This is a genomic window from Streptomyces sp. IMTB 2501, from assembly GCF_001953885.1.
In the GTDB taxonomy this organism is placed as follows: domain Bacteria; phylum Actinomycetota; class Actinomycetes; order Streptomycetales; family Streptomycetaceae; genus Streptomyces.
On sequence record NZ_MQUS01000055.1, the window covers coordinates 1 to 22,373 of the forward strand.

16 protein-coding genes are annotated in these 22,373 nt (G+C 71.5%); 7 read left to right on the forward strand and 9 right to left on the reverse strand.

Translation table 11 applies throughout. The annotated features are described in order from the left end of the window. Nucleotides 1–64 precede the first annotated feature (64 nt). The 4 genes from AV521_RS44400 to AV521_RS44415 form a co-directional block, all read right to left on the reverse strand. Nucleotides 65–1,675 (reverse strand): LCP family protein, encoded by a 1,611-nt coding sequence (locus AV521_RS44400; RefSeq protein WP_076097625.1) that lies wholly within the window; start codon nucleotides 1,673–1,675, stop codon nucleotides 65–67. A 142-nt stretch (nucleotides 1,676–1,817) separates the two neighbouring features. Then, nucleotides 1,818–3,575, reverse strand: coding sequence for an LCP family protein (locus AV521_RS44405; protein WP_076097626.1), 1,758 nt, complete (start codon nucleotides 3,573–3,575; stop codon nucleotides 1,818–1,820). Between the two features lie 230 nt (nucleotides 3,576–3,805). After that, nucleotides 3,806–4,993, reverse strand: coding sequence for an LCP family protein (locus AV521_RS44410; protein WP_076097627.1), 1,188 nt, complete (start codon nucleotides 4,991–4,993; stop codon nucleotides 3,806–3,808). A gap of 127 nt (nucleotides 4,994–5,120) precedes the next feature. Next, entirely contained in the window at nucleotides 5,121–5,876 is a 756-nt protein-coding gene (locus AV521_RS44415; protein WP_076097628.1) for a TIGR03089 family protein, read from the reverse strand. Between the two features lie 129 nt (nucleotides 5,877–6,005). Here AV521_RS44415 and AV521_RS44420 point away from each other — a divergent pair, with 129 nt between their 5' ends. Continuing rightward, nucleotides 6,006–7,415, forward strand: a complete 1,410-nt coding sequence (locus AV521_RS44420; protein ID WP_256725984.1) for a peptidoglycan recognition protein — start codon at nucleotides 6,006–6,008, stop codon at nucleotides 7,413–7,415. A gap of 206 nt (nucleotides 7,416–7,621) precedes the next feature. After that, on the forward strand, nucleotides 7,622–8,704 hold the full coding sequence (locus AV521_RS44425) for an NDP-sugar synthase (RefSeq protein ID WP_076097630.1): 1,083 nt from the start codon (nucleotides 7,622–7,624) through the stop codon (nucleotides 8,702–8,704). 290 nt (nucleotides 8,705–8,994) lie between these two features. On the opposite strand, the gene AV521_RS44430 is transcribed toward AV521_RS44425, so the two are convergent. From AV521_RS44430 to AV521_RS44445, 4 genes are all read right to left on the reverse strand, one after another. Next, complete coding sequence (locus tag AV521_RS44430; protein ID WP_179023864.1) at nucleotides 8,995–10,020, reverse strand: DNA-3-methyladenine glycosylase; 1,026 nt, start codon at nucleotides 10,018–10,020, stop codon at nucleotides 8,995–8,997. A gap of 91 nt (nucleotides 10,021–10,111) precedes the next feature. Beyond that, complete coding sequence (locus AV521_RS44435; RefSeq protein WP_076097631.1) at nucleotides 10,112–11,422, reverse strand: coenzyme F420-0:L-glutamate ligase; 1,311 nt, start codon at nucleotides 11,420–11,422, stop codon at nucleotides 10,112–10,114. Continuing rightward, the gene (cofD, locus tag AV521_RS44440; RefSeq protein WP_076097632.1) at nucleotides 11,419–12,378 is read right to left on the reverse strand and encodes a 2-phospho-L-lactate transferase; all 960 of its coding nucleotides are present in this window, start codon (nucleotides 12,376–12,378) and stop codon (nucleotides 11,419–11,421) included. Before cofD ends, AV521_RS44435 begins: the two co-directional genes overlap by 4 nt. Before the next feature lie 34 nt (nucleotides 12,379–12,412). Beyond that, nucleotides 12,413–12,943 (reverse strand): cysteine dioxygenase family protein, encoded by a 531-nt coding sequence (locus AV521_RS44445; RefSeq protein ID WP_076097633.1) that lies wholly within the window; start codon nucleotides 12,941–12,943, stop codon nucleotides 12,413–12,415. A 643-nt stretch (nucleotides 12,944–13,586) separates the two neighbouring features. Here AV521_RS44445 and AV521_RS44455 point away from each other — a divergent pair. The 3 genes from AV521_RS44455 to AV521_RS44465 all read left to right on the forward strand — a co-directional run bounded on the left by AV521_RS44455 (nucleotide 13,587) and on the right by AV521_RS44465 (nucleotide 19,262). Continuing rightward, nucleotides 13,587–13,850 (forward strand): WhiB family transcriptional regulator, encoded by a 264-nt coding sequence (locus AV521_RS44455; RefSeq protein ID WP_003975777.1) that lies wholly within the window; start codon nucleotides 13,587–13,589, stop codon nucleotides 13,848–13,850. Nucleotides 13,851–14,031: 181 nt separating this feature from the next. Next, a complete protein-coding gene (locus AV521_RS44460; protein WP_107481189.1) occupies nucleotides 14,032–17,730 on the forward strand; it encodes a glycosyltransferase in 3,699 nt (1,232 codons plus the stop codon). Beyond that, nucleotides 17,727–19,262 (forward strand): DUF5719 family protein, encoded by a 1,536-nt coding sequence (locus tag AV521_RS44465; RefSeq protein ID WP_076097635.1) that lies wholly within the window; start codon nucleotides 17,727–17,729, stop codon nucleotides 19,260–19,262. The genes AV521_RS44460 and AV521_RS44465 overlap by 4 nt, the downstream gene beginning before the upstream one ends. 299 nt (nucleotides 19,263–19,561) lie before the next feature. Here the strand turns inward: AV521_RS44465 and AV521_RS44470 are convergent, their stop codons facing one another. After that, the gene (locus AV521_RS44470; protein WP_076097645.1) at nucleotides 19,562–20,014 is read right to left on the reverse strand and encodes a metallopeptidase family protein; all 453 of its coding nucleotides are present in this window, start codon (nucleotides 20,012–20,014) and stop codon (nucleotides 19,562–19,564) included. Between the two features lie 399 nt (nucleotides 20,015–20,413). Between AV521_RS44470 and AV521_RS44475 the strand changes: the two genes are divergently transcribed. Further along, the gene (locus tag AV521_RS44475) at nucleotides 20,414–20,839 is read left to right on the forward strand and encodes a DUF3499 domain-containing protein (protein ID WP_031225760.1); all 426 of its coding nucleotides are present in this window, start codon (nucleotides 20,414–20,416) and stop codon (nucleotides 20,837–20,839) included. A 134-nt stretch (nucleotides 20,840–20,973) separates the two neighbouring features. Beyond that, a complete protein-coding gene (locus tag AV521_RS44480; RefSeq protein WP_076097636.1) occupies nucleotides 20,974–22,338 on the forward strand; it encodes a phosphomannomutase/phosphoglucomutase in 1,365 nt (454 codons plus the stop codon). Nucleotides 22,339–22,373 lie beyond the last annotated feature (35 nt).

Genomic DNA, 22,373 nt, shown 5'->3' on the forward strand with positions numbered 1-22,373 from the left:
CTGATCAACCGACCACGTGTTGCAACGACCACGCGAATTCGCCCTTCCGGGAGGGGCTGTTCGGCTACCACTGATACGGCTTGTACACGTCCATGCACTGCGACGAATCCGACCCGTTGATGGCGTCGGAGCCGGTGGGCAGGTCGCCGGCCTTCGGCTTGGGCTGCTTTGGAAACGCGGTGCCGGTGCGCCAGTCCGCGCCCACGACCACCGTGACCCCGGACACATCGGTCGACCTCTTCACCGCGCTCGTCGGGATGCCGAGCGCCTTCGCCACCGCCTGCGCGTCCCCCTCCAGATCCGCGCTCGGATACTGCACGACCGTACTGTCCTCGGACAGCGTCCCCGAGGTGTCGGCACTCGCCCGCGTATAGCCCTGCTGCGCCAGCACCTGACTGATGTCGTTCGCCCGTCCCGGGACCGCGCTCTCGGTGGAACTCCGGGTGGCGTTGCGCACCAGCACGCCCAGCCGGCCCGGGTCCGTGGACGGCGACTTGGCCGCCGTGCCCTTGCTCGCGACCTGCGGTGTGTCCGAGGCCTTGCCGTTCTTGTCGCCGTTCTTGTCGAGCGGCACGTCGTCGCGGAGCATCTGCCAGATCCGGTCGGCGCCGGCCGGATCCGGCACCACGTGCTCGGAGTTCGCGCTGTCCTTGACGTTGGGCATCGTCACCGACGTGATGCGGTTCGACGGCACCGACTTCATCTCCATGGCCAGGTCGTACAGCTTCTTGACCGTGCCGATCTCCTCGGAGACCTTCAGGGACTTGGTGGCGGCCTCGGCCAGGTTCATCAGCCGGCCGGAGTCGGTGAACACGTTCTGCTGCTTCAGCGTACGGATCATCGAGTTCAGGTACATGTGCTGGGCGCGGGCCCGCATCAGGTCGCTGCCCCAGGCGTGCCGCGTGCGCAGCCACTGCAGGGCCTGCACGCCCTGGACCTTGTGCGTCCCGGCCGTCAACTTCAGCCCGGAGCCGCCGCGCTGGGCCGGAGTCGAGTGGTCCCAGACGTTCTGCCTCACACAGACGTCGACGCCGCCGATGGCGTCCGCCATGCTCACCACACCCGCGAAGTCGATCGTCATCCAGTGGTCGATGTAGACCCCGGTGAGGTTCTCCCAGGTGGCCAGCGTGCAGCCCGCACCGCCGCGGCCCAGCGTGGTGTTGATGATGTCGTTGGTCGCCGGATAGACCTTGCCGGTGTCCGGGTCCGTGCACTTCGGGATGTCGACGCGGGTGTCCCGGGGGATGCTCACCATGGCGGCGCTCTTGCGGTCCGCGGACAGGTGGATGAGCATCTGCACGTCGGCGTTCCCCGGGGCGCCGACGCTGTCCCTGCTGCCGCCGAGCTTCAGATTCTCCGCGGAGTTACGGCTGTCCGAGCCGATCAGCAGGATGTTCACCGGTGTCTGACCGGCCGCGTTCGCCGGCGTCCTGTGCGCCTTGGAGTCGTCGCCGCTGCTGCGCTGACCCTTCTGGATGTTGGAATTCAGATGTTGGTAATAGAGGTAGCCGGCAGTCGCGCCGCCGAGTATCACCACCGCGAGTACGGTCGCCGACCAGCGCAGAGCCCGCCGTCTGCGGCGTGGCCGCCCGGTCCCGGAACCGCCTGTGCGCCGCCCCCCGCCGTGCCGGCCGGCCCCCTCCGCCGCCTCGCCGTCCCGCGGTGCGAGCGACATCGTGTCGTCGACCGCAGGATCCTGCCCTCGCACATCGCTCTGCGCCAAACGTCCTGCCCTCCCCACCCTTTGCGCGTACCAACGGGCCCGCCCCGCGTCCAGTTAGACGCACGACGGACCCGCAGGGTTACCTAAGAATTTCCTAAGAGGCGCACTTCGCCTTGTCCGCCGTGGACTTGTCGACGGCCGGTGCCTTGGCCGGCGCGGTGAGGGAGACACCCGCGCCCTTGAAGTCCTTGCCCAGCGTCAGCGTCATCGCCGGCAGCCCCTGGGAGTTGATCACACTCTTGCCGGGCTTGAGCGCGGAACCGGACAGCCCCATGAGCTGGGCCAGCTCCCGCGCCTGTGCGGCCTGGTCGGGCGCGTACTCCAGCGTGGTCCTGCTCGCGGGGCCCGCGTTGCCGGCGTTCTCGGACTTCAGTACGCCTTCCTTGGTCTGCAGCCACTGGAGGGTCTCCTGCGCGCTGCCCGGCTCGGCACCGCCGTTGAGGATCCGCACCCGCACATCGGAGGGCGCGGACCTGCTGCCCTTCAGGCGCGCGGCCTGCGCGTCCTTCTCCTCCTGCTGCTTCTTCTTCACCTCGGTGAAGGAGACGTCGTTCTTGATGGCGTCGAAGACATCGGGGGCGGTGGTCTGGTTGACGATGACCGTCTTGTGGACGGCGCCGTCGGCCGGGTTGTCGATCACGGGCACCGTCACGAACGAGATGTTCTTCGTCGGGACCTTCTTCAGCTCCAGCGCGATGTCCTTGAGCGTGCCCACGGAGCCGATGCCCTTGTCGACGGTCAGCGCCTTCGTGGCGGCCTCGGCGAGGTCGATCAGCTTCGAGGGGTTGGTGAGCGTGTCGCTGGAGGACATCTTCCGCATCAGCGAGCCCATGAACTGCTGCTGTACCTTGATGCGGTCGAGGTCGCCCTGGTTGCCCCAGCTGTGCCTGGTGCGCACGAAGGCCAGTGCCTGCTCGCCCTCGACCGTGGACTTGCCGGCGGGCAGGTTCAGGTGCGACTCCTTGTCGTTCACCGAGTGCGCGAGGCACACGTCCACCCCGCCGACCGCCGAAGTCAGCGTCTTCACCGCGTTGAAGTCCACCATCATGAAGTGGTCCGGCATGATGCCGGTGACCTCCTGCACCGTGCGCATGGTGCAGCCGGGGTCCCGGCCGTCCTGTCCCAGGCTGGTGTTGAAGCGCACGTTGTCCGTGCCGGGGACGACCTTCTCGCTGCCGTCCGGCTGCTTGGTCGGGCAGTCCGGCACGTTCGTGATCAGATCGCGCGGAATGCTGAGCGCCGTCGCGTTCGTCCGGTCCTTGGAGACGTGCAGCAGGATGTCGGTGTCGGCGTGCCCGACGCTGCCCGTGTCGCCGTAGCCCTCGTTGCCCTTGCCGGTGCGCTTGTCGGTGCCGATGATCAGGATGTTGAAGGCGTCGTTCTTGCTGAAGCCGTTCTTGCCCGCGCTGCCGACGTCTGTCGTGGTGACGTTGCCCTCAAGGTGCTTGAGGTAGAGATAGCCGGCCGTACCGATGGCGACCAGCGCGAACGCCGTACCGCCGGCGGTCCACGCCAGGGCCTTCTTGGCCTTCGACTTCTTGTTGACCGGCCGCCGTGCCGCCCGGCGGCCTTGCGGAGCCTCCGGCTCGCCGCCCCGGCGCCGGCCCGACCGCGGCGGCGGTACGGAACCACTGCGCGTCCTGGGTACCTCACGGGTCTCGCCGGGCGCCGAGTCCTTACGGCGGCGCGGCGCGCCGGCATTGTCCCGGGGGGCGGGTCTGCGGGGGCGGGGGACCGACGACTGCGGTGCGGAAGGGCTCAGTCGCAGTTCGTATTCACCGGTGTTCGGATTGAGCACCCACTGATCTGCGGGGTCGATGTTGTCCGCCCGCCCACGGCCTTGCGCGTCCACGGTTGTCCGAATCCTCCGTCGGGGCCACGCGGCGCCTTCCCCCTCAAAGGCGCTCGGGTCTCGGTGAAACAGTGCACGGCCCCAGGACGGACCTCGCAGCCAGATGCACCGGATCGCTCACACTATCCGCCCAGTTCAGCGTCAAGCGACGCCGGTGACAAATTCCCTTGCCTACAACTGGGCAATCCGCCCCATTTCCTGGAGGGAAGTCCGGCGTGTTGATGCCCGCATTACTCACAGGTGTGTTCGGCGGCGGTGTTCCCGTGGAACGTGGGCGCGGGGGAGGGATCGCCGTTCGCGGGGGAGGAGTTGTCCTTTCCGTCCGCCTCCGGGCCGTTTCCGGGGGTGTTCCGGGCCACCGCCACGGGCCGGTCGGCCCGCAGTCGCGCGAACAGCTTCTCGGCTTCCGGCTCCACGAGTTGGTCACGGTTGGAGTCGTAGACGTACGACTCCCTCGGTACGGTCAGGAACTGCACCCGTTCGGTGGGGATGTCGCGCAGCCCGCGCACCAACTGGTACATGCCACGCAGACTGGCCAGTTCCGGATCGGCGGTGAGTGAGGAGGTCGCCGCGTCCAGCACCGGATACAGCTTCGACGGGTTCAGCAGGACGTCGTTGCTCTGCATCTTGTCGACGAGCGCGGCGAGGAACCGCTGCTGGCGTTCCATCCGCTCGGTGTCGCTGCCGTCACCGAGCGACTTGCGGGCCCGCACATACCCGAGCGCCTGCTCGCCGTTGAGCCCGACCCTTCCCGCGGGCAGCTTCAGCCTGGCCGCCTTGTCGTCGATGGGCTCCTTCAGACAGACCTGCACCCCGTCGACGGCGTCGACCATCTCCTTGAACCCGCTGAAGTCCACGACCACGTGGTGGTCGATGCGAATGCCCGTCAGTTTCTCGACGGTCCGTATCGTGCACGCCGAACCGCCCACCTGGAAGGCGTGGTTGAACATGGCGAACACCGGCTCGCTGCGGCTGCCGTCGGACTGCCGGCAGCCGGGGATGTCCACCATCAGATCCCTGGGCAGCGAGACGGCGGTGGCGCTGCGCCGGTTCGCGGCGAGATGCAGCAGGATCGTGGTGTCCGACCGCTCACTGCCCAGATCCCGCCCGTACTGCGCGTTGCCGTCCCCGGCCCGTGTGTCGGACCCGATCAGCAGGATGTTCTGCGCGCCCCGCACCGGCGCGGTGGGCCGCTCCCGCTCGTACTGTTCCAGTTCCCGGGCGGCCGCGTCATCGGCGGTGATGTTGTTGCTGAGCTTGGCGTAGACGGCCCAACCGCCCCCGGCGCCCGCCACGACGAGCACGGCCAGCCCGAGCGCCGCCCTCTTGGCCCAGCGCCGCCGACGCCGCCGAACCCCTTCCCCGGTGGCCGAGGCCCCGAGGCCGGAACCGAGGGCCTTGCCCACGGAGTCGGTCACGACGGAGGCACCCCCTCATGGCGTACGAGCGTCACGTTCTGCTCTTACGACCATGGCGGCGGAGGGCGGCGAAGGCGCCTTCAACTACTCCAATCGGGGGAACGCACCCGCACCCGGAACACGACGCCTAGCGCCGTACCGCGGTCACCCTTTCGCTTTCGATCCGCTTGGCGAGAGCGTCCTCGTCCAGCCGGTCGAGATTGCGGCAGAGCACGACAGAGCCGCCGGTGGCAAGCGGCGCGTACAGCCCCGCGCTGACCCCTTCCCACGTGTCGTACGACAACCCTGACAGCAACCTCGATCCGGGCCCCGTCAGATCCAGCGAAGCCGCATCGGTCAAGGCCCGCTGAACCACCTCGGCCGCGCTGAACTCCGCTCCGGCGACGATCAGCGCGGCATCCTCGGCAACCGGCGGAGCGAACGGCGCGAACCGGTCCCCCTGCCCCGGCACTTCCACGGCATAGTCGATGAACCCCTCCGGGGTCTGCGGGAACCGCCCACCCAACGGCCGCAGCGCCAGCGCCACCCGCTCTCCCCGGCACGCCCGCGCCGCGTCCAGCGCATCCGGCCCGCTGACGACGACGTCCGCCGCGGCCGGATCCCCGCCGAGATCCGCCAGTGCGCCCACCGACGAACAGGCCAGCAGCCACACCGCCGTCTGCCAGTGCGCGGGCAGCAGCAGCGCGACCCGGTCACCGGGCCCGGCGGAGAGGTCGCCCTGGAGGAGGTTCGCGGTCTTGGCCACCCAATTGGCGAAGGTGGCCACGGACAGTTCGACGCGTTCGCCCGTGGCGTCGTCGTAGAAGGTCACCAGCGGGCGGCCGGGGTCCGCGGCGAGCGCGGAAGCCAGCAGGTCGGCAGGGGTGCGATCGGTGGCGTTCACCCGGAAAAGGGTACGCGCGGGCGGACACGCGCCGCGCGTACCGCGGCCACCGGTTCGGCGGAACGGTTACCGACGGTCCGTCAGTTCAGCAATGGACAGATTTGTCGGACTATGTCCAAGATCATAAGCATGCGTGGATTCCTGACTTCCTCGATCGGCGTCACCTGCGCCACGGCCCTCGCACTTCCGCTGACCCTGCCCGCGGCCACCGCGTCCGCCGCGACCGCGCCTCCGACAGCTGCGAATGCTTCGACCGCGGTGACCGCGATCCCGGGGAGCACCCGCTCGCTGCCCCTGGCCCCCCTCACCGACCGACGCGTCCTCGGCATCGCCCCGCTGCAGGGGCTGTACCGGCCCGACGGCGAGCACTTCTCACTGCTCGGAGTCGTCTGGACCGACCCCGACACCGAGCTGCACGGCCGGGTCCAGGTGCGCACCCGGTCGGCCACGACGGGGGAGTGGTCCGGCTGGCAGGACATCGAGACGCACAACGCCGACCACGGCCCCGATCCGGGCGCGGCCGAAAGCGCCGCGCGGGGGGTGCGCGGGGCGACCGCACCGCTGTGGGTGGGCGACGCCAAGGGCTTGGACATCCGGGTCCGCGCCGACGACGCGGACCCGGGGGGCGCGCGTACAGGCGGCCCGGGGCCGTCGCGGCCGGCAAAGCCGTCGCATCCGGCTCGGCCGGCGAAGCCGCCGCTGCCGGCGGGGCTGCGCCTGGAACTCGTCGACCCCGGCAAGGAGGCACCGTCCGAAGGCGCGCCGGCCGACACGCCCCGCACGGGTCTGGACACGGACACGGACGCGGCGCAAGCGGCCCAGGCCGCCAACACAGACATCGCCCGCTTCGGCGCCCTGGCGATCCCGGCGCTGGGCAAGCGGGCCACCGAGCGGGAACTCGTCCGCCTCAGGGGACATGTGAAGGGCAAGCCGCACATCGGGCCGCGCCCGCGGATCGTCACGCGCCGCGGCTGGGGCGCGGACGAGACGCTGCGCTACGGCGGGTTCGCCTACACGAAGAAGGTCAAGGCGGTCTTCGTGCACCACACGGCCTCCGGCAACAAGTACAGCTGCTCCCAGGCCCCCTCCGTCATCCGCAGTATCTACCGCTACCACGTCACGAGCATGGGCTGGCGGGACATCGGCTACAACTTCCTCGTCGACAAGTGCGGAACCATCTACGAGGGCCGGGCCGGCGGTGTGACCAAGGCGGTCCTCGGCGCGCACACCCTCGGCTTCAACAACAACAGCATGGGTATCGCCGTGATCGGCACGTACGGCACGACGAAGCCGTCCGGTGCCGCCGTGAAGGCCATCGCCAGGCTCACCGCGTGGAAGCTCGGGCTCTACGGGGTCAATCCGCGCGGCAAGACATATCTCACGTCGGCCGGAGGCAACCGCTACGCCAAGGGCAAGAAGGTGCGACTGAACGTGATCTCCGGCCACCGCGACGGATTCGCCACCGAGTGCCCCGGCAAGCGGCTGTATGCCAAGCTCGGTACGGCCCGTTCCGGCGCGGCGCGCTACCAGGGGCGCTGAGTCGGTCGGAGCACGCGTTCGACGCAGTCGTCGGGGGCCCCGCCGGTCTCATGCCGGTCTCACACCGTTCTCTCACCGATCTCGTGGGAAACCGCACGGTCGTCAAGGGTGCCGCCGCTACGGTCTGCATACACTGACCGGCCGAAACAAGTGATACGAGTGATACGAGCAGTTCGGCCGATCCCGGCAGGAAGCAGAGACGACAGGTGACAGAAGCGATCCTCCTGGTCGGCGGCAGAGGCACCCGGCTGCGTCCGCTCACGGTGCACACGCCCAAGCCCATGGTCCCCGCCGCCGGGGTGCCGTTCCTCACGCACCAGCTGGCGCGCGCCAAGGCGGCGGGCGTGGACCACATCGTCCTCGCCACCAGCTATCTGGCCGAGGTCTTCGAGCCGTACTTCGGCGACGGCTCCGCCCTCGGACTGCACATCGAGTACGTGACGGAGGAGGAGCCGCTCGGCACCGGCGGTGCCATCCGCAACGTCGCCTCGCGTCTGCACTCCGGCCCCGACGACCCGGTGCTGATCTTCAACGGCGACATCCTGACCGGCCTGGACATCAGGGCCCTGGTGGACACCCACCAGTCGACGGGCGCGGACGTGTCGCTCCACCTCACCAAGGTCTCGGACCCGCGTGCCTTCGGCCTGGTCCCCACGGACGAGTCGGGCCGCGTCCTCGCCTTCCTGGAGAAGCCGCAGACGCCCGAGGAGATCGTCACCGACCAGATCAACGCGGGGGCGTACGTCTTCCGCCGGTCGGTCATCGACACGATCCCGCTGGGCAGGCCGGTGTCGGTGGAACGCGAGACGTTCCCGGACCTCCTGGCGGCCGGCGCCCACCTGCAGGGCATGGTGGATTCGACATACTGGCTGGACCTCGGCACCCCGGCGGCGTTCGTCCGCGGCTCGGCCGACCTGGTCATGGGCCGCGCCCCCTCTCCGGCCGTCCCCGGCCGCTGCGGCGACCGGCTGATCCTCCCCACGGCCACGGTGGCGCCGGACGCCAAGCTGACGGACGGCACCGTGGTGGGCGAGGGCGCGTTCGTGGCCGAGGGGGCGCGGATCTCCGGCTCGACCATCCTCCCGGGCGCCGTCATCGAGCCCGGCGCCGTCGTCACCGACTCGCTCATCGGCGCGCGGGCCCGCGTGGGCGAACGCACGGTTCTCACCGGCGCGGTCATCGGCGACGGCGCGGTCGTCGGCGCCGACAACGAACTCCGTGAGGGAGTACGGGTGTGGTGCGACGCCCACATCCCAGCGGGGGCGCTCCGCTTCTCGTCCGACCAGTAGGGATTCGGTTGCCGGGCGCACCCTCGCGCGGGCTGCGCCCCCAGACCCCCATGGCCACGGTCGAGACCCGCCGGCCCTTCACCTGCGGGCGGGCGGGGTGATTCGTGCAGTTCCCCGTGCTTCTGGGGATTCGGTGTCGGCGCAGGCCATGGGGTGTCGCCCGTCCCGCAGATAGTGGCACCGTGTCGGCGTGGGCGAGCGGATCACCGCGTTGCCCGGCTGCAGCGACCGTGCATCTCGAACTCCGGCAGGCGAAGCCCCCGCCCAGCCACAGCAAGCACAGGCCGCCCTCAGAGCAGCCCGATGTCCACCCGAGGCATCTTCGGCGCCCGCCGCCCCGGCACCTGCCCGCTCAACAAGATCAACCGCACCGCCCGATGCCGCTGCCCGGCATACGGCTCCAGCAAGCGCAGCATCCCCGCGTCGTCGGCGTCCCGGTCCCCAGCCAACGCCCACCCCACGATCCCCGGCAGATGCAGGTCCCCGACCGTCACCGCGTCCGCCGCCCCATGACTGCGCTGCACCACCTCGGCCGACGTCCACGGCCCGACCCCCGGCACGACCTCCAACCGCGCCTGTGCCTGATCCGCCGGCATCCCCACCGCCTGCTCCAGCCGCGCAGCGACCCGGACGGCCCGCAAAATCGTCGACGCCCGCTTGTCGTCGACCCCGGCCCGGTGCCACTCCCAGGAGGGAATCAGCGCCCACGTACGCGGCGCCGGCATCACGAACATCGGCCGCTCGCCCACCCCCGCGGGCCCGGGCGCAGGCTCCCCGAACCTCCGTACCAGCAGCCGCCACGCCCGATACGCCTCGTCGGTCGTGACCTTCTGCTCCAGCACCGACGGAATCAGCGACTCCAGCACCAGCCCGGTCCGCGTCAGCCGGAGCCCCGGCCGCCGATGCCGCGCCAGCGCCACCACCCGGTGCCGGGGCACGAAGGCCTCCGGCTCGTCGGCCGCGCCCAGCCACTCGGGCAACCGGTCCAGCAGCCACTGCGCCCCCGGCCCCCACGCCTCACCGAGCACCTCACCGCCGTACGCACGCACCCGCAGCGTGCCCGGCCCGGCGGGAGTGCGGCAGGCCCGCCACACGGATCCGTCCGCGGTGGCCCGGAAGGTGGGGTCGGCGGGTCCGCGGCGCAGCGGTCCGAGCACCAGCCCGAGATCGAGCGGCCCGTCCGGCACCCACCGCCGCACCCGCGCCGGCGCCGCCGCCTGCCGCGGTATCCCGGCAGCCGCCGAGCCCGCGGGCACATGGACATGGCCGCCGCGCACGGTCGTACGCGTGGGCCGCTGGGGGAAGCGTCCTGCCACGGATGAGGTCCTAGGGGAGCCGGTGCTGTCCTACGAGACTAGGCGGTCGGACAAGCGCTACGGCCGCGTACGCCGAACTCTCCCCCGCACCTCACCGCACCTCGATGAACGCACCCGCGTCCCGCTCCGGCCGCGGTCTCGGCTCCTCCGCCGGATGCCCGACCGCCACCGCGCCCATCGGCTCCCACTGCGCGGGCAGCGCGAGCGCCTCGCGCACCACGTCCCGGCAGAACATCGTGGACGACACCCATGCCGAGCCCAGCCGCTCCCCTGCCAGCGCGACCAGCAGGTTCTGCACACCCGCGCCCATCGCGACGACGAACATCTCCCGCTCGGCGCCGTCCCGCCGCGCGTCCCCGTAGTGGTGCGAGCCGTCCATGACGAGGCACGGCACGACCAGATACGGCGCCTTGCGCAGGACATCGCCCCGGCGCACCCGCTTCGCGATGGACTCCTCGCTCTTGCCGTCCCGGCGCAGATCGGCGATCCAGGCGTCCCGCATCGCGTCCAGCAGCCGGGCCCGCGACTCCTCCGTCTCCAGCAGCACGAACCGCCAGGGCGTGGTGTGGTGCGGGGCCGGTGCGGTCACCGCCGCCGCCACCGCGCGCCGTACCGCTCCGGGGTCCACCGGATGGTCGGTGAACTCCCGGACCGTACGCCGCTGGGTCACCGCCTCCCGGACCGCCTCGGACGTGCCGAGCCGGAACATGTCGCCTCGCGCGTCGCGCACCAGCGCCCGCGCACCCTCGCCGTCCTCCGCCGGGCTCACCACATGCGGCAGACCGCGCACCACGGCCACCGGCCGGCCCGTCGCCTTGCCCTTGACCAGGTCCCCGGCGGCGGCCAGTTCGTCGGCCGTGGCAACGATCGTCGCGTGGAGCGGGTTGCCGTACGCGTCCGTGTCCCCGCGCAGATCGTCCAGCACGCGCACCCCGGCGGCGCCGATCGCCACGTCCGTGAGCCCCGAGCGCCAGGGCCGCCCGAAGGTGTCGGTGACGATCACGCCCACGTCGACACCGAGGGCGGCGCGCAGGCCGGCGCGGATCGCGCGCGCGGACGCGTCCGGGTCCGCGGGCAGCAACAGCACGGTGCCGGCGGGGGTGTTGGAGGCGTCGACCCCGGCGGCGGCCATGACCAGGCCCTGCCGGTTCTGCACGATGCGCAGTGTGCCGCGCCGGGCGACGACCCGGACGGTCTCGGCGTCGATGGCCGCCTCCCGGTCGTCGGCCTGCATGATCCGGCCCTCGGCCTTGGAGACGATCTTGGAGGTGACGAGCAGCACGTCCCCGTCGGCCAGGCCCGGCTCGGCGGCGGCGATCAGCTTGGCGAGATCGTCGCCCGGCTGCACCTCGGGAATGCCCGACAGGGCCCGGACGGTGTACTCCGGGCGCTCCTCGCTCACGCTGCCCGCACCTCCTCGGCCAGCGCCAGCGCCTCCCGAGCCATCTGCGCGCTCGCGTCGACGTCGGTCATCATCAGCGGTACGGCCCGGCAGCGGATCCCGTCCGCCTCGACCCGCTCGACCACGGCCGCGTCCACGGTGTCGACCAGCCAGCCGTCCAGCAGGCCTGAGCCGTAGTGCTCGGCGACCGCGGCGGCCGTGGACTCCACGCCGACCGCGGCGAGCACCTTGTCGGCCATCCCGCGTACGGGCGCGTCCCCGACGATGGGGGACAGGCCGATCACGGGCACGCCCGCGTCCGCGATCGCCTCCCGGACACCGGGGACGGCGAGGATGGTGCCGATGGACACGACCGGGTTGGACGGCGGGAAGAGGATGACGTCCGCCGCGGCGATGGCCTCCAGCACGCCGGGCGCCGGCTTGGCCTGCTCGGCGCCGACCGGCACGATCGCCTCCGCCGGGACCGAGGCGCGCAGCCGTACCCAGTACTCCTGGAAGTGGACCGCCTTGCGCTCACCCTCGACCTCGACGGCGACGTGGGTCTCCACGCGGTCGTCGGTCATCGGGATCAGCTTCACGCCCGGCTTCCAGCGGTCGCACAGCGCCTCGGTGACGGCGCTGAGCGGATAGCCCGCGCCGAGCATCTGCGTGCGCACGATGTGCGTGGCGAAGTCCCGGTCGCCCAGGCCGAACCAGTCGGGCCCGACCCCGTAGGCCGCCATTTCCTCTTTGAGGTGGAAGGTCTCGTCGGCCCGCCCCCAGCCCTGCTCTTCATTGATGCCGCCGCCCAGCGTGTACATCACCGTGTCGAGGTCCGGGCAGACCTTCAGCCCGAAGAGGTGGATGTCGTCGCCGGTGTTGCCGATCACCGTGACGTCCGCGTCCGGCACGGCCCGCTTCAGACCGCGCAGGAAACGGGCACCACCGATGCCGCCTGCCAGAACCACAATGCGCATGGGGCCAAGTGTTGCAGGCGGGTACGACAACGCGTCAGGCAGTCACCGGACGAGCTTCGCAGTGGGGGGAAGCGTGCATCGTCATCTCGGTCAGGCCCGGGTGGTACACGTGCAGGCTGACCGCCGGCTCCAGCGTGTCGTTGACGACCTCGTGGACGTACCCCGGCGCGAACACCCTTCCCCACTCCCGGTTTCGCTCGAGCGGGGGGACCCCCGAGGCGCCCGCCGTCAACGCGCGCGTGGTGTGCTCGGTGCGCTCGGTGAGGGTGCCCTCCAGGACGGTGAGGACACCGGAGGAGCGGCCGTGGTCGTGCAGCCCGCTGCCCTGCCCCGGCACCCAGCTCAGCAGCCACACCTCATAGCCGGGCCCGGTACGCAGCCGGTGGTACCAGCGGGTGGTCGCGTCGTAGCGGACGAGGTGCGCCCACTGGGAGCGGTCGGCGGCGATCGAGCGGGCGAGGCCCACGAACTCGGCAACGGTGGCCGGGTGCTCACGCGGCGGCTGGAGCAGGTGCGGGACTTCGAGGATGTCGCCGGCGATCTGGAGGTCGTTGTCGCTGTTCATCGGGTGCGTGGTTCCTCGGCGGAAGAGCGGGGGAGTGGGGCCCGGAAGGGAGGGTGCTGCGAGGTTCTGCGAAGGAGGGCGACCGGGTCGGCTCGTCAGGACCCGGCGGCAGCTGGAGCGAGAGTCAGGCTCAACAGCTGGAACAGCGACAACAGCTACAGCGGGACCGGGCAGCACCGTGGGACCCGGCGGTGCGGGTCGAGGTGAGTGCCAAGTTCGCGAGCATGCCCACAAGGACACCGGCTCACACCTGAGCTGTCAACTCGGCGCCCGACATGTGGGACACGATTCACCTCTTCCGGTTCACCGCACAGGCGAAAGGTTTGTTCACCCGGACCCCGGGACAGCTGCCGCACATCCGGGCGCTCAGGCCTCGTGCAACGCGATCGAACGCGGGGGCGTCCTTCTTCGTACAGAGGTCTGTACGGGTCCGACCGGTCCCGGGGTCTCGCCTGCGCGTTGATGTTTATGCCGATTTGAACACTTTCCGCACGGCCTTGGTTCCGCAGAGTGAATAACGGGCCCAATAGCAGATCTCGGCTTGACTCGCCCGGAGCAGCACACTTGTAATTTCACTCGTGTCGTTCAGCCGAGATCGGTAACGGCAACGCACGGGGACGCGAAAGACAGACGAGGGGCGCACATGACCGAGCTGGTGCAGCAACTGCTGGTCGACGACGCGGACGAGGAACTCGGCTGGCAGGAGCGCGCGCTGTGCGCCCAGACCGACCCCGAGTCCTTCTTCCCCGAGAAGGGCGGCTCCACCAGAGAGGCGAAGAAGGTATGCCTCGCCTGTGAGGTCCGCTCCGAATGCCTTGAGTACGCCCTCGCCAACGACGAGCGATTCGGTATCTGGGGCGGCCTGTCCGAGCGGGAGCGCCGTCGGCTGAAGAAGGCCGCCGTCTGACCACACATACACACGAAAACGTCACGAACGGCCCGTCGCATGTGGGTTATCCACAGGCGGCGGGCCGTGTTCATGGCCAGCCGATAGTGTGGTCGCTCGTCCGAGACGCCCCGCTGTCCCCTCGACCCCCGAGAGGGCACAGGCGTCCACCGCAGTCCATCGAACCGGGGCCCGTACCTCGATGTCCGTGCACAGCCATACGGCAGCCCAGCAAGACCCTGCTGCCACAGCGGCGTTTGACCCGTCCCGCCCGCCCGAGTTCCCGCGTCATGTGGTGACCGCGGTCCTCGTCTCCCACGACGGCGCCCGCTGGCTGCCCGACGCCCTCGCCGGGCTGCTCGCCCAGGAGCGCCCCGTGCAGTACGCGGTGGCCGCCGACACCGGCAGCGCGGACGACTCCGCCCGGCTGCTCACCGACGCCCTCGGCGACGCCAATGTGCTGCACCTCGCCCGTCGCACCGGCTTCGGCCAGGCCGTCGAGGAGGCGAGCCGCAACGCTCCGCTCCTCACCCCGGAAGAGCTGCCGTATCTCAAGCGCCCCAGCGGCTGGGACCCCGTCACCCGCTCCTGGCGCGACGACGCCTACGACCTGCCCGAACTGCCGCACGGCGAGCCCATCCAGTGGCTCTGGCTGCTGCACGACGACTGCGCCCCCGCGCCCGACGCCCTCGCCGAGCTGCTCCGGGTCGTCGACAACGAAATGGAGCTGGGCCGCGACGACGTGGCGGTCGTCGGCCCCAAGCTGCGCGGCTGGTACGACCGACGGCAGCTGCTGGAGGTCGGTGTCTCCATCGCCAACTCCGGCCGCCGCTGGACCGGCCTGGACCGCCGCGAACAGGACCAGGGCCAGCACGACCACGTCCGCACCGTGCTGTCCGTCTCCACCGCCGGCATGCTCATCCGGCGCGATGTCTTCGAACGGCTCGGCGGCTTCGACCGCCGGCTGCCCCTGATGCGTGACGACGTCGACCTGTGCTGGCGAGCCCACAACGCGGGACACCGCGTCCTGATCGCCCCCGACGCCGTCGTACGGCACGCCGAGGCCGCCTCCCGCGAGCGCCGCACCGTCGACTGCGTCGGCCGAACCGCGGCCTCCCCGCACAAGGTCGACAAGGCCGGCGCCGTCTACACCCTCCTCGTCAACAGCCGTGGCGCCGTGCTGCCCTGGGTGTGGCTGCGACTCGTCTTCGGCACCGTCCTGAGGACCATCGCCTACCTCGTCGGCAAGGTCCCCGGACAGGCCGTCGACGAGATCCGCGGGCTGCTCAGCACCCTGCTGCGTCCCGAGCGGATCTTCGCCGCCCGGCGCCGCCGCGGACCCGCGCAGATCGACAAGGGCGAGCTGCGCCCGCTCTTCCCGCCGCCCGGCGCCACCATCCGGGCCACCGTGGAACAGCTCGCCGCCAACTTCACCAGCGGCTCCGACGACACCTCCCGGGCCGGCCGGCACGGTGGCGCGGTGGAGTCCGGGCCCGGCGGCGACGACGGCGAATTCCTGGAGCTGGAGCAGTTCGCCCGGCTCAGGCGGATCGCCCGCAGGCCAGGCCCCGTGCTCTTCCTCGCGCTGCTGGTCATCTCCCTGATCGCCTGCCGTGCCCTGCTCGGCGGCGGCGCGCTCGGGGGCGGCGCCCTGCTGCCCGCCCCGGCCGGCGCCGGCGAGCTGTGGTCCCGCTTCGCCGACTCCTGGCATCCGGTCGGCGCGGGCGGCACCCCGTCCGCCCCGCCCTACCTCGCCGTCATCGCGACCCTCGCCGCGATCCTGTTCGGCTCCACCGGACTCGCCGTCACCGTCCTCCTGGTCGCCTCGGTGCCGCTCGCCGGATTCACCGCCTACTTCGCCTCCCGGCCACTCGTCACCTCCCGGCTGCTGCGCGCCTGGGCGGCCATCGCCTACGCCTTCCTGCCCGCCACCACCGGCGCCCTGGCGGGCGGCCGCATCGGCACCGCCGTACTCGCCGTGCTGCTGCCGCTCATCGCGCGCGCAGGCATCGCCGCGAGCGGCCTCGCGAACCGGTCCGGCGCGCGCGGCAGTTGGCGCGCCACCTGGGCGTACGCCCTGCTGCTGACCATCACCACGGCCTTCACGCCGATCGTCTGGCCGATCGCGCTGCTGCTCGGCTTCGGCGTGCTCGTCCTGCGCCGCGGCGACCTCGTCGCCCACGCCCTGCGCTTCCTCGCCCAGGTCGGCACCCCGCTGCTGATCCTCGCCCCCTGGTCGCTGGCCCTGTTCCCGGCCGGCTTCTTCAAGGAAGCCGGTCTGGCATACGGCACCTCGGCCGCCTCCGCTCTCGACCTGCTCGGCACGAGCCCCGGCGGCCCCGCCACCGTCCAGGGCCTGATGCTCATGGGCATCGTCCTCGCCGCCCTCGGAGCGCTGCTGCGCTCCCAGCGGCAGCTGGGCATCCGCACCGCCTGGGTGGTCGCCCTGGTGGCCCTCGTCTTCGCCGTCCTGTCCAACAGGTCCGCCTGGGCGGGACCGGCCACGCTCGTCTACGGCATCGCGCTGCTGGTCGCCGCCACCCTCGGCGCCGACGGTGCACGCGCGCGTGTGGCCGAGCAGAGCTTCGGCTGGCGCCAGCCCCTAGCCGCCCTGATCGCTCTCGCCTGCGCCGTGGGCCCGCTGCTGGTCGCCGCCGGGTGGATGATCCGCGGCGCCGACAACCCCCTGAAGCGCCTCGACCCGACCCAGGTGCCCGCGTTCGTCGCCGAGGACTCCACCACCGGCGACCGGGCCCGCACCCTGATCCTGGACAGCGACTCCACCGCGCGCGTGCGCTACACCCTGGTCCGCGGCTCCGGCGCCCGCATGGGCGACGCCGAGCTCAGCGCCGCCGACGGCCAGAACACCCGGCTGGACAAGGTCGTCGCCAACCTCATCGCGGGCTCCGGCGCCGACCAGGCCAACGAACTCGGCGGCTTCGCAGTGCGGTACGTCCTCGTCCACAAGGGCGCGCCCCGCGACATCACCCGCGTCCTCGACACCACCCCCGGCCTGACCCGGCTCAGCCAGCAGAACGGCAGCGCCCTGTGGCGGGTCGACCAGGAGGTCTCCCGCGCCACGCTGGTCCCCGCCGGCGGCTCGGGCACCGCCCAGCCGGTCAGCGCGGGACCGGTGGAGATCCACACCACCATCCCGTCCGGCGCCGACGGCCGTGTCCTGCGTCTCGCCGACACCGCCTCCGCCGGCTGGACGGCCACCCTGGACGGCAAGCCGCTCACCCGCACCACGGTCGACGGCTGGGCCCAAGGCTTCCAACTGCCCTCCACCGGCGGCAAGCTGGACGTCACCTACGACGACCCGATCAGCCACACCGCCTGGCTGTGGGCTCAGGGCGCGCTCGCCGTCGTCCTGGTCGTCCTCGCCCTGCCCGGCCGCCGCCGCGATGTCGACGACGACATGCCCGAGGAGGAGCCGCTGCCCACCCAGGCCGCCGCCGGCGAGGGCCGCCGCGCCCGCCGCCTGCGCGCCCAGGCCGAGGAACAGGCCATCGACGAGCAGCCCGGCGACGAACAGCCCGCCGCACCGCCCCTGCCGACAGAGCCCACGGCCGCCGTACCCCACCAGCAGTCCTACGAAGAGTGGGACCAGGCTTCCTACATGAACGCCGGATACCCCGGCTACGGAGCCGACCAGTACCAGAACGCCGGCCAGTACCAGCCCTCCGGCTACGACCAGCAGGCGTACCAGGCCGCCGACCCCTACCAGACAGGCCAGTACGACCCGTACGCCTACGGCGGTACGGCCGACCAGATGCCCTACGACCCGACGGCCTACCAGCAGGGCTACGACCCGGCGTACGACCCCGCCCAGCAGGGCTACGACCCGGCCCAGCACCCCCACGGCACCGGCAGCGAGCACCCCGACGGGAGCCAGCAGTGAACCGCACCACCCTGTCCCTGATCGCCGCCACCACCGCGCTGGCCGCCGTCACCGCGTTCGCCGCGCTGGACGGCCCGTCCGCGTCCGGGGCCGCCGCCCCCGAGGCGGCCGCGCATCTCCCGGTGGAGCGCACCAGCCTGCTGTGCCCGGCGCCGAGCATCTCGGACATCGCCGACACGTCGTACACGTCGTTCACCCCCGTCACCCAGGGAACGGCGGACAGCGGCAAGGCTCAACTCCAGGCGGCCGACGAGCAGTCCGGGGACGGCACGGGCAACTCCCAGACCGGCAAGGGCTCCAAGAACTCCAAGGGCTCCAAGGGCGCGAAGAAGACGTCGGACACGCCGCTGCTCACCCCGAAGGCACCGGGCACTCCCGTCACCGGCGACAGCTCCGGCGCCGACACCCCCGCGCTCATCGGCACCGCCGACGGGAAGTTCGCGCCCGGCTGGACCATGCAGGAGACCACCGCGGTCGCCGCCGGCACCGGCCGTGGCCTGCAGGGCGTCACCTGCACGGAAGCGGACACCGATTTCTGGTTCCCGGGCGCCAGCACGGCCGCGAGCCGCACCGACTACGTCCATCTGACCAACCCCGACGACTCCGCCGCGGTCGTCGACGTCGAGCTGTACGGCAAGGACGGCGCGATCAAGTCCCCGCTGGGGGAGAGCCTCACCGTCCCGCCGCACGCGAGCAAGCCGATCCTGCTCTCCACGCTCACCGACCAACGGCAGCCCGACCTGACCGTGCACGTCAGCGTGCGCAGCGGCCGGGTCGGCGCGTCCGTGCAGGCCCTGGACGACAAGGCGGGCGGCGACTGGCTGGCCGCGGCCGCCGACCCGGCCGGCAGCCTGGTCCTGCCCGGCATCCCGAAGGACGCGACCGACGTCCGTCTGATCGCCTTCACACCCGGCGGCGACGACGCCGACCTCAAGGTGCGCCTGGCCTCGCCGGACGGCCTGATCACCCCGGCGGGCAGTGAGACCCTGCATGTGAAGTCGGGCATGACGACCGCGGTCGACCTCGGCGCCGTGACCCGCGGTGAGGCGGGCTCCCTGGTCCTGACCCCCACGGACCATTCGGTCCCGGTCGTGGCGGCCCTCCAGGTCGTCCGCGGCAAGGGCGACAAACAGGAGACGGCTTTCATCCCGGCCACGGCCCCCGTCGGCACGCGCGCGACCTCGGCCGACAACAGCGCCAACGGCACGACGCTCGCCCTGACGGCGCCGACCGCCACCGCCACGGTCAAGGTCACCGCCTCGGCGGGCAGCGAGGGCGGCACGCCGACGACAAAGACGTACACCATCAAATCCGGCACCACCGAGGACGTCCCGGTCCCCGTCCCCGCCGGCCTCAAGGGCACCTACGCCCTCACCGTCGAATCGGTCTCCGGCGGCCCGGTCTACGCCTCCCGCACCCTCTCCGCCGCAGAATCCGGAATCCCCGGCTTCACCATCCAAACCCTCCCGAACGACCGAGGAATGGTCGCAGTACCAAAGACAACCCAGGACCTGTCGGTCCTGCAGAAGTAGCCCGGGCTCCGGCCGCTGCGGGCAGTCGTGCCACTGGGGGCGGCAGGGGCGGGCGGTGGGGCAGGCACCCCCGCCGGCGCGGGCAGGCGAACCCACCCACGCAGGGCGGCCAGGGTCTGGGGCCTGGCCGACGGATCCTGCCGCAGCCGCGTGGGCCGGAACGCCCACGCTCGAATCCGCTCACGCGGGCGGGTCGGCACGCCCAGCTCGAATCCGCTCACGCGGGGCCCCATCGCCCCCGCTCACCTGCGCTGATGAGGGGCCGTCGATTCCCTGCGACCTGATCCGCCGGACAGGCCCTAATCCTCCCCGTACCGAGGATCGACAGTCTCCGGAGTCAACCCGAGCAACTCCGCCACCTGCTCCACGACCACCTCGTGGACCAGCGCGGCCCGCTCGTCCCGCCCCTTCGTCCGGATCTCCACCGGCCGCCGGTACACCACCACCCGCGCCCGCCGCCCGTCCCGCGCCGGCACGACCCCGCCCAACGGCACGGCCTCGTCGCTCCACGCCAGCTCACCCCGCCCCTCCAGCCGGGGCACCTCCAGCACGAGGAAGTCGATGTCGGCCAGCTGCGGCCACCGCCGCTCAAGACGCTCCACGGAGTCCTGCACCAGGTCCGCGAACACATCGGCGCGGCTGGCCGCCAGCGGCACCTGCGGCGGTGCGATCGGCCCCCGCATGCCCCGCCCATGGCGATCACGGCGACGAGGCCCGGGGCCGGCGGCACGGGGCGGTACACGGTTGTCCATCACTGGGGAAGCGTAGTCCTCGCACGCTCCGCCCGCCCGACTCCACACGGCAGCGGCCCCGCACCCCCGCACCAACCAGCCACTTCCCACCACTCCTGCCCGGAGGCGGTGTCCCGCACGTCCCCCTCGGCCGATCAGCCCGCCCCCGATCAGCCCCGCACGACTCCGAACGGCCTCCGCCATCCCCGTGTCGCAGGATGACCATTCCGGCCAACGTCTGGCGCGTTTCCGTAACCCTCCAAGACCGCCGAACTCAAGGCAATTGACGGTGTTTGTACCGGCTCATGACCGTATCGAGTCACGCCCAAAACCTGCCGAGACCCCTTCGCCGCAGGTCAACGAGGCCTCCCCGAAGGGGTGTGTGGGGCGTTTCACAGCACGACACGGTGGAGTGACGTGGTGGAGAGTCGTCGCGGCCCGCTCAAGAGTGCGGTACCGTCCAACGTCGTGAGCCCTGTACGTCGCTGTTCGCGCACCGCCTGCGGCCGACCCGCCGTCGCGACGCTGACGTACGTCTACGCCGACTCGACCGCGGTCCTCGGCCCCCTCGCCACCTATGCCGAGCCGCACTGCTACGACCTGTGCGCCGAGCACTCCGAACGCCTCACGGCCCCCCGCGGCTGGGAGGTCGTCCGCCTCCTCGACGGTTCCGCTCCCGCGCGGCCCAGCGGAGACGATCTGGAGGCGCTCGCCAACGCGGTGCGCGAGGCGGCCCGCCCCCAGGAGCGCGCGGCCGAGGCGGGCGGCGGCGGAGCCCGCACGGCGGACCCCATGGAGGTCGCCCGCCGCGGCCACCTCCGCGTCCTGCGCTCACCGGACAACTGATCCGGACACCCGAGCCACCCCGGATCCACGCATGCGCGGATCACGTCTCAGTGGTCACATGGTGTCCGCACACCTCGCCCTTACCCCCGACGGGTAGTTTGTGGGCACCCATAGGACTTTCAGGAGGGTTGGCCGTGACTGCTGATCTGTCGCAGATCGTGAAGGCGTATGACGTACGCGGAGTGGTTCCGGACCAGTGGGACGAGTCACTGGCCGGGCTCTTCGGCGCCGCCTTCGCGGAGGTGACGGGTGCGGCGGCGATCGTCGTCGGCCACGACATGCGTCCCTCGTCCCCGGGCCTGACCCGCGCCTTCGCGCGCGGCGCGGCGGACCGCGGTGTGGACGTCACCGAGATCGGCCTGTGCTCCACGGACCAGCTGTACTACGCCTCGGGCGCGCTGAACCTGCCCGGCGCCATGTTCACCGCCTCGCACAACCCGGCCCAGTACAACGGCATCAAGCTGTGCCGCGCGGGCGCCGCCCCGGTCGGCCAGGACACCGGCCTCGCGCAGATCCGCGAACTGGTCGAGCAGTGGCTGGAGTCGGGCGCCCCCGAACCGGTCGCCGAGCCGGGAACCCTCAGCACCCGCGAGACGTTGGACGATTACGCGGAGCACCTCCGCTCCCTCGTCGACCTGATCTCCATCCGCCCCCTGAAGGTCGTGGTCGACGCCGGCAACGGCATGGGCGGCCACACGGTCCCCACGGTCTTCGCCGGACTGCCCCTGACCCTCGTCCCGATGTACTTCGAACTGGACGGCACCTTCCCCAACCACGAGGCCAACCCGCTCGACCCGGCCAACCTCGTGGACCTGCAGAAGCGCGTCCCGGCCGAGGGCGCCGACCTCGGCATCGCCTTCGACGGCGACGCCGACCGCTGCTTCGTCGTGGACGAGCACGGCGACCCGGTCTCCCCGTCCGCGGTCACCGCCCTGGTCGCCGCGCGCGAACTCGCCCGCAACGGCGGCGAGGGCACGATCATCCACAACCTGATCACGTCCCGTACGGTCCCGGAGGTCGTTAAGGAGAACGGCGGCACCCCGGTCCGCACCCGCGTCGGCCACTCCTTCATCAAGGCCGAGATGGCCCGCACCGGCGCGATCTTCGGCGGCGAGCACTCCGCGCACTACTACTTCAAGGACTTCTGGAACGCCGACACGGGCATGCTGGCCGCCCTGCACGTCCTGGCCGCCCTCGGCACGCAGGACGGACCCCTGTCCGGCCTCGTCGCCCAGTACGACCGCTACGTCGGCTCCGGCGAGATCAACTCCACGGTCGCAGACCAGTCCGCCCGCCTCGCCGCGATCCGCGCCGCGTACGAAGGCCGCGCCGACATCACCCTGGACGACCTCGACGGCCTCACGGTCGCCGCCCCCGACTGGTGGTTCAACGTCCGCCCGTCCAACACCGAGCCCCTCCTCCGCCTGAACGCGGAGGCGAAGGACGAGGCCACGATGACCAAGATCAGGGACGAGGCCCTGGCGATCATCAGGGCTTGACAGCCGGGCCAGCCGACCGGGACGGGGGTCCAGGG

Excerpts from the sequence above, each read along its gene's own strand:
- AV521_RS44455 (WP_003975777.1), top strand. The coding sequence starts at position 13,587 with ATGACCGAGCTGGTGCAGCAACTGCTGGTCGACGACGCGGACGAGGAA.
- cofD (WP_076097632.1), bottom strand. The coding sequence starts at position 12,378 with ATGCGCATTGTGGTTCTGGCAGGCGGCATCGGTGGTGCCCGTTTCCTG.
- AV521_RS44400 (WP_076097625.1), bottom strand. The coding sequence starts at position 1,675 with ATGTCGCTCGCACCGCGGGACGGCGAGGCGGCGGAGGGGGCCGGCCGG.
- AV521_RS44445 (WP_076097633.1), bottom strand. The coding sequence starts at position 12,943 with ATGAACAGCGACAACGACCTCCAGATCGCCGGCGACATCCTCGAAGTC.
- AV521_RS44470 (WP_076097645.1), bottom strand. The coding sequence starts at position 20,014 with ATGGACAACCGTGTACCGCCCCGTGCCGCCGGCCCCGGGCCTCGTCGC.
- AV521_RS44420 (WP_256725984.1), top strand. The coding sequence starts at position 6,006 with ATGCGTGGATTCCTGACTTCCTCGATCGGCGTCACCTGCGCCACGGCC.
- AV521_RS44460 (WP_107481189.1), top strand. The coding sequence starts at position 14,032 with ATGTCCGTGCACAGCCATACGGCAGCCCAGCAAGACCCTGCTGCCACA.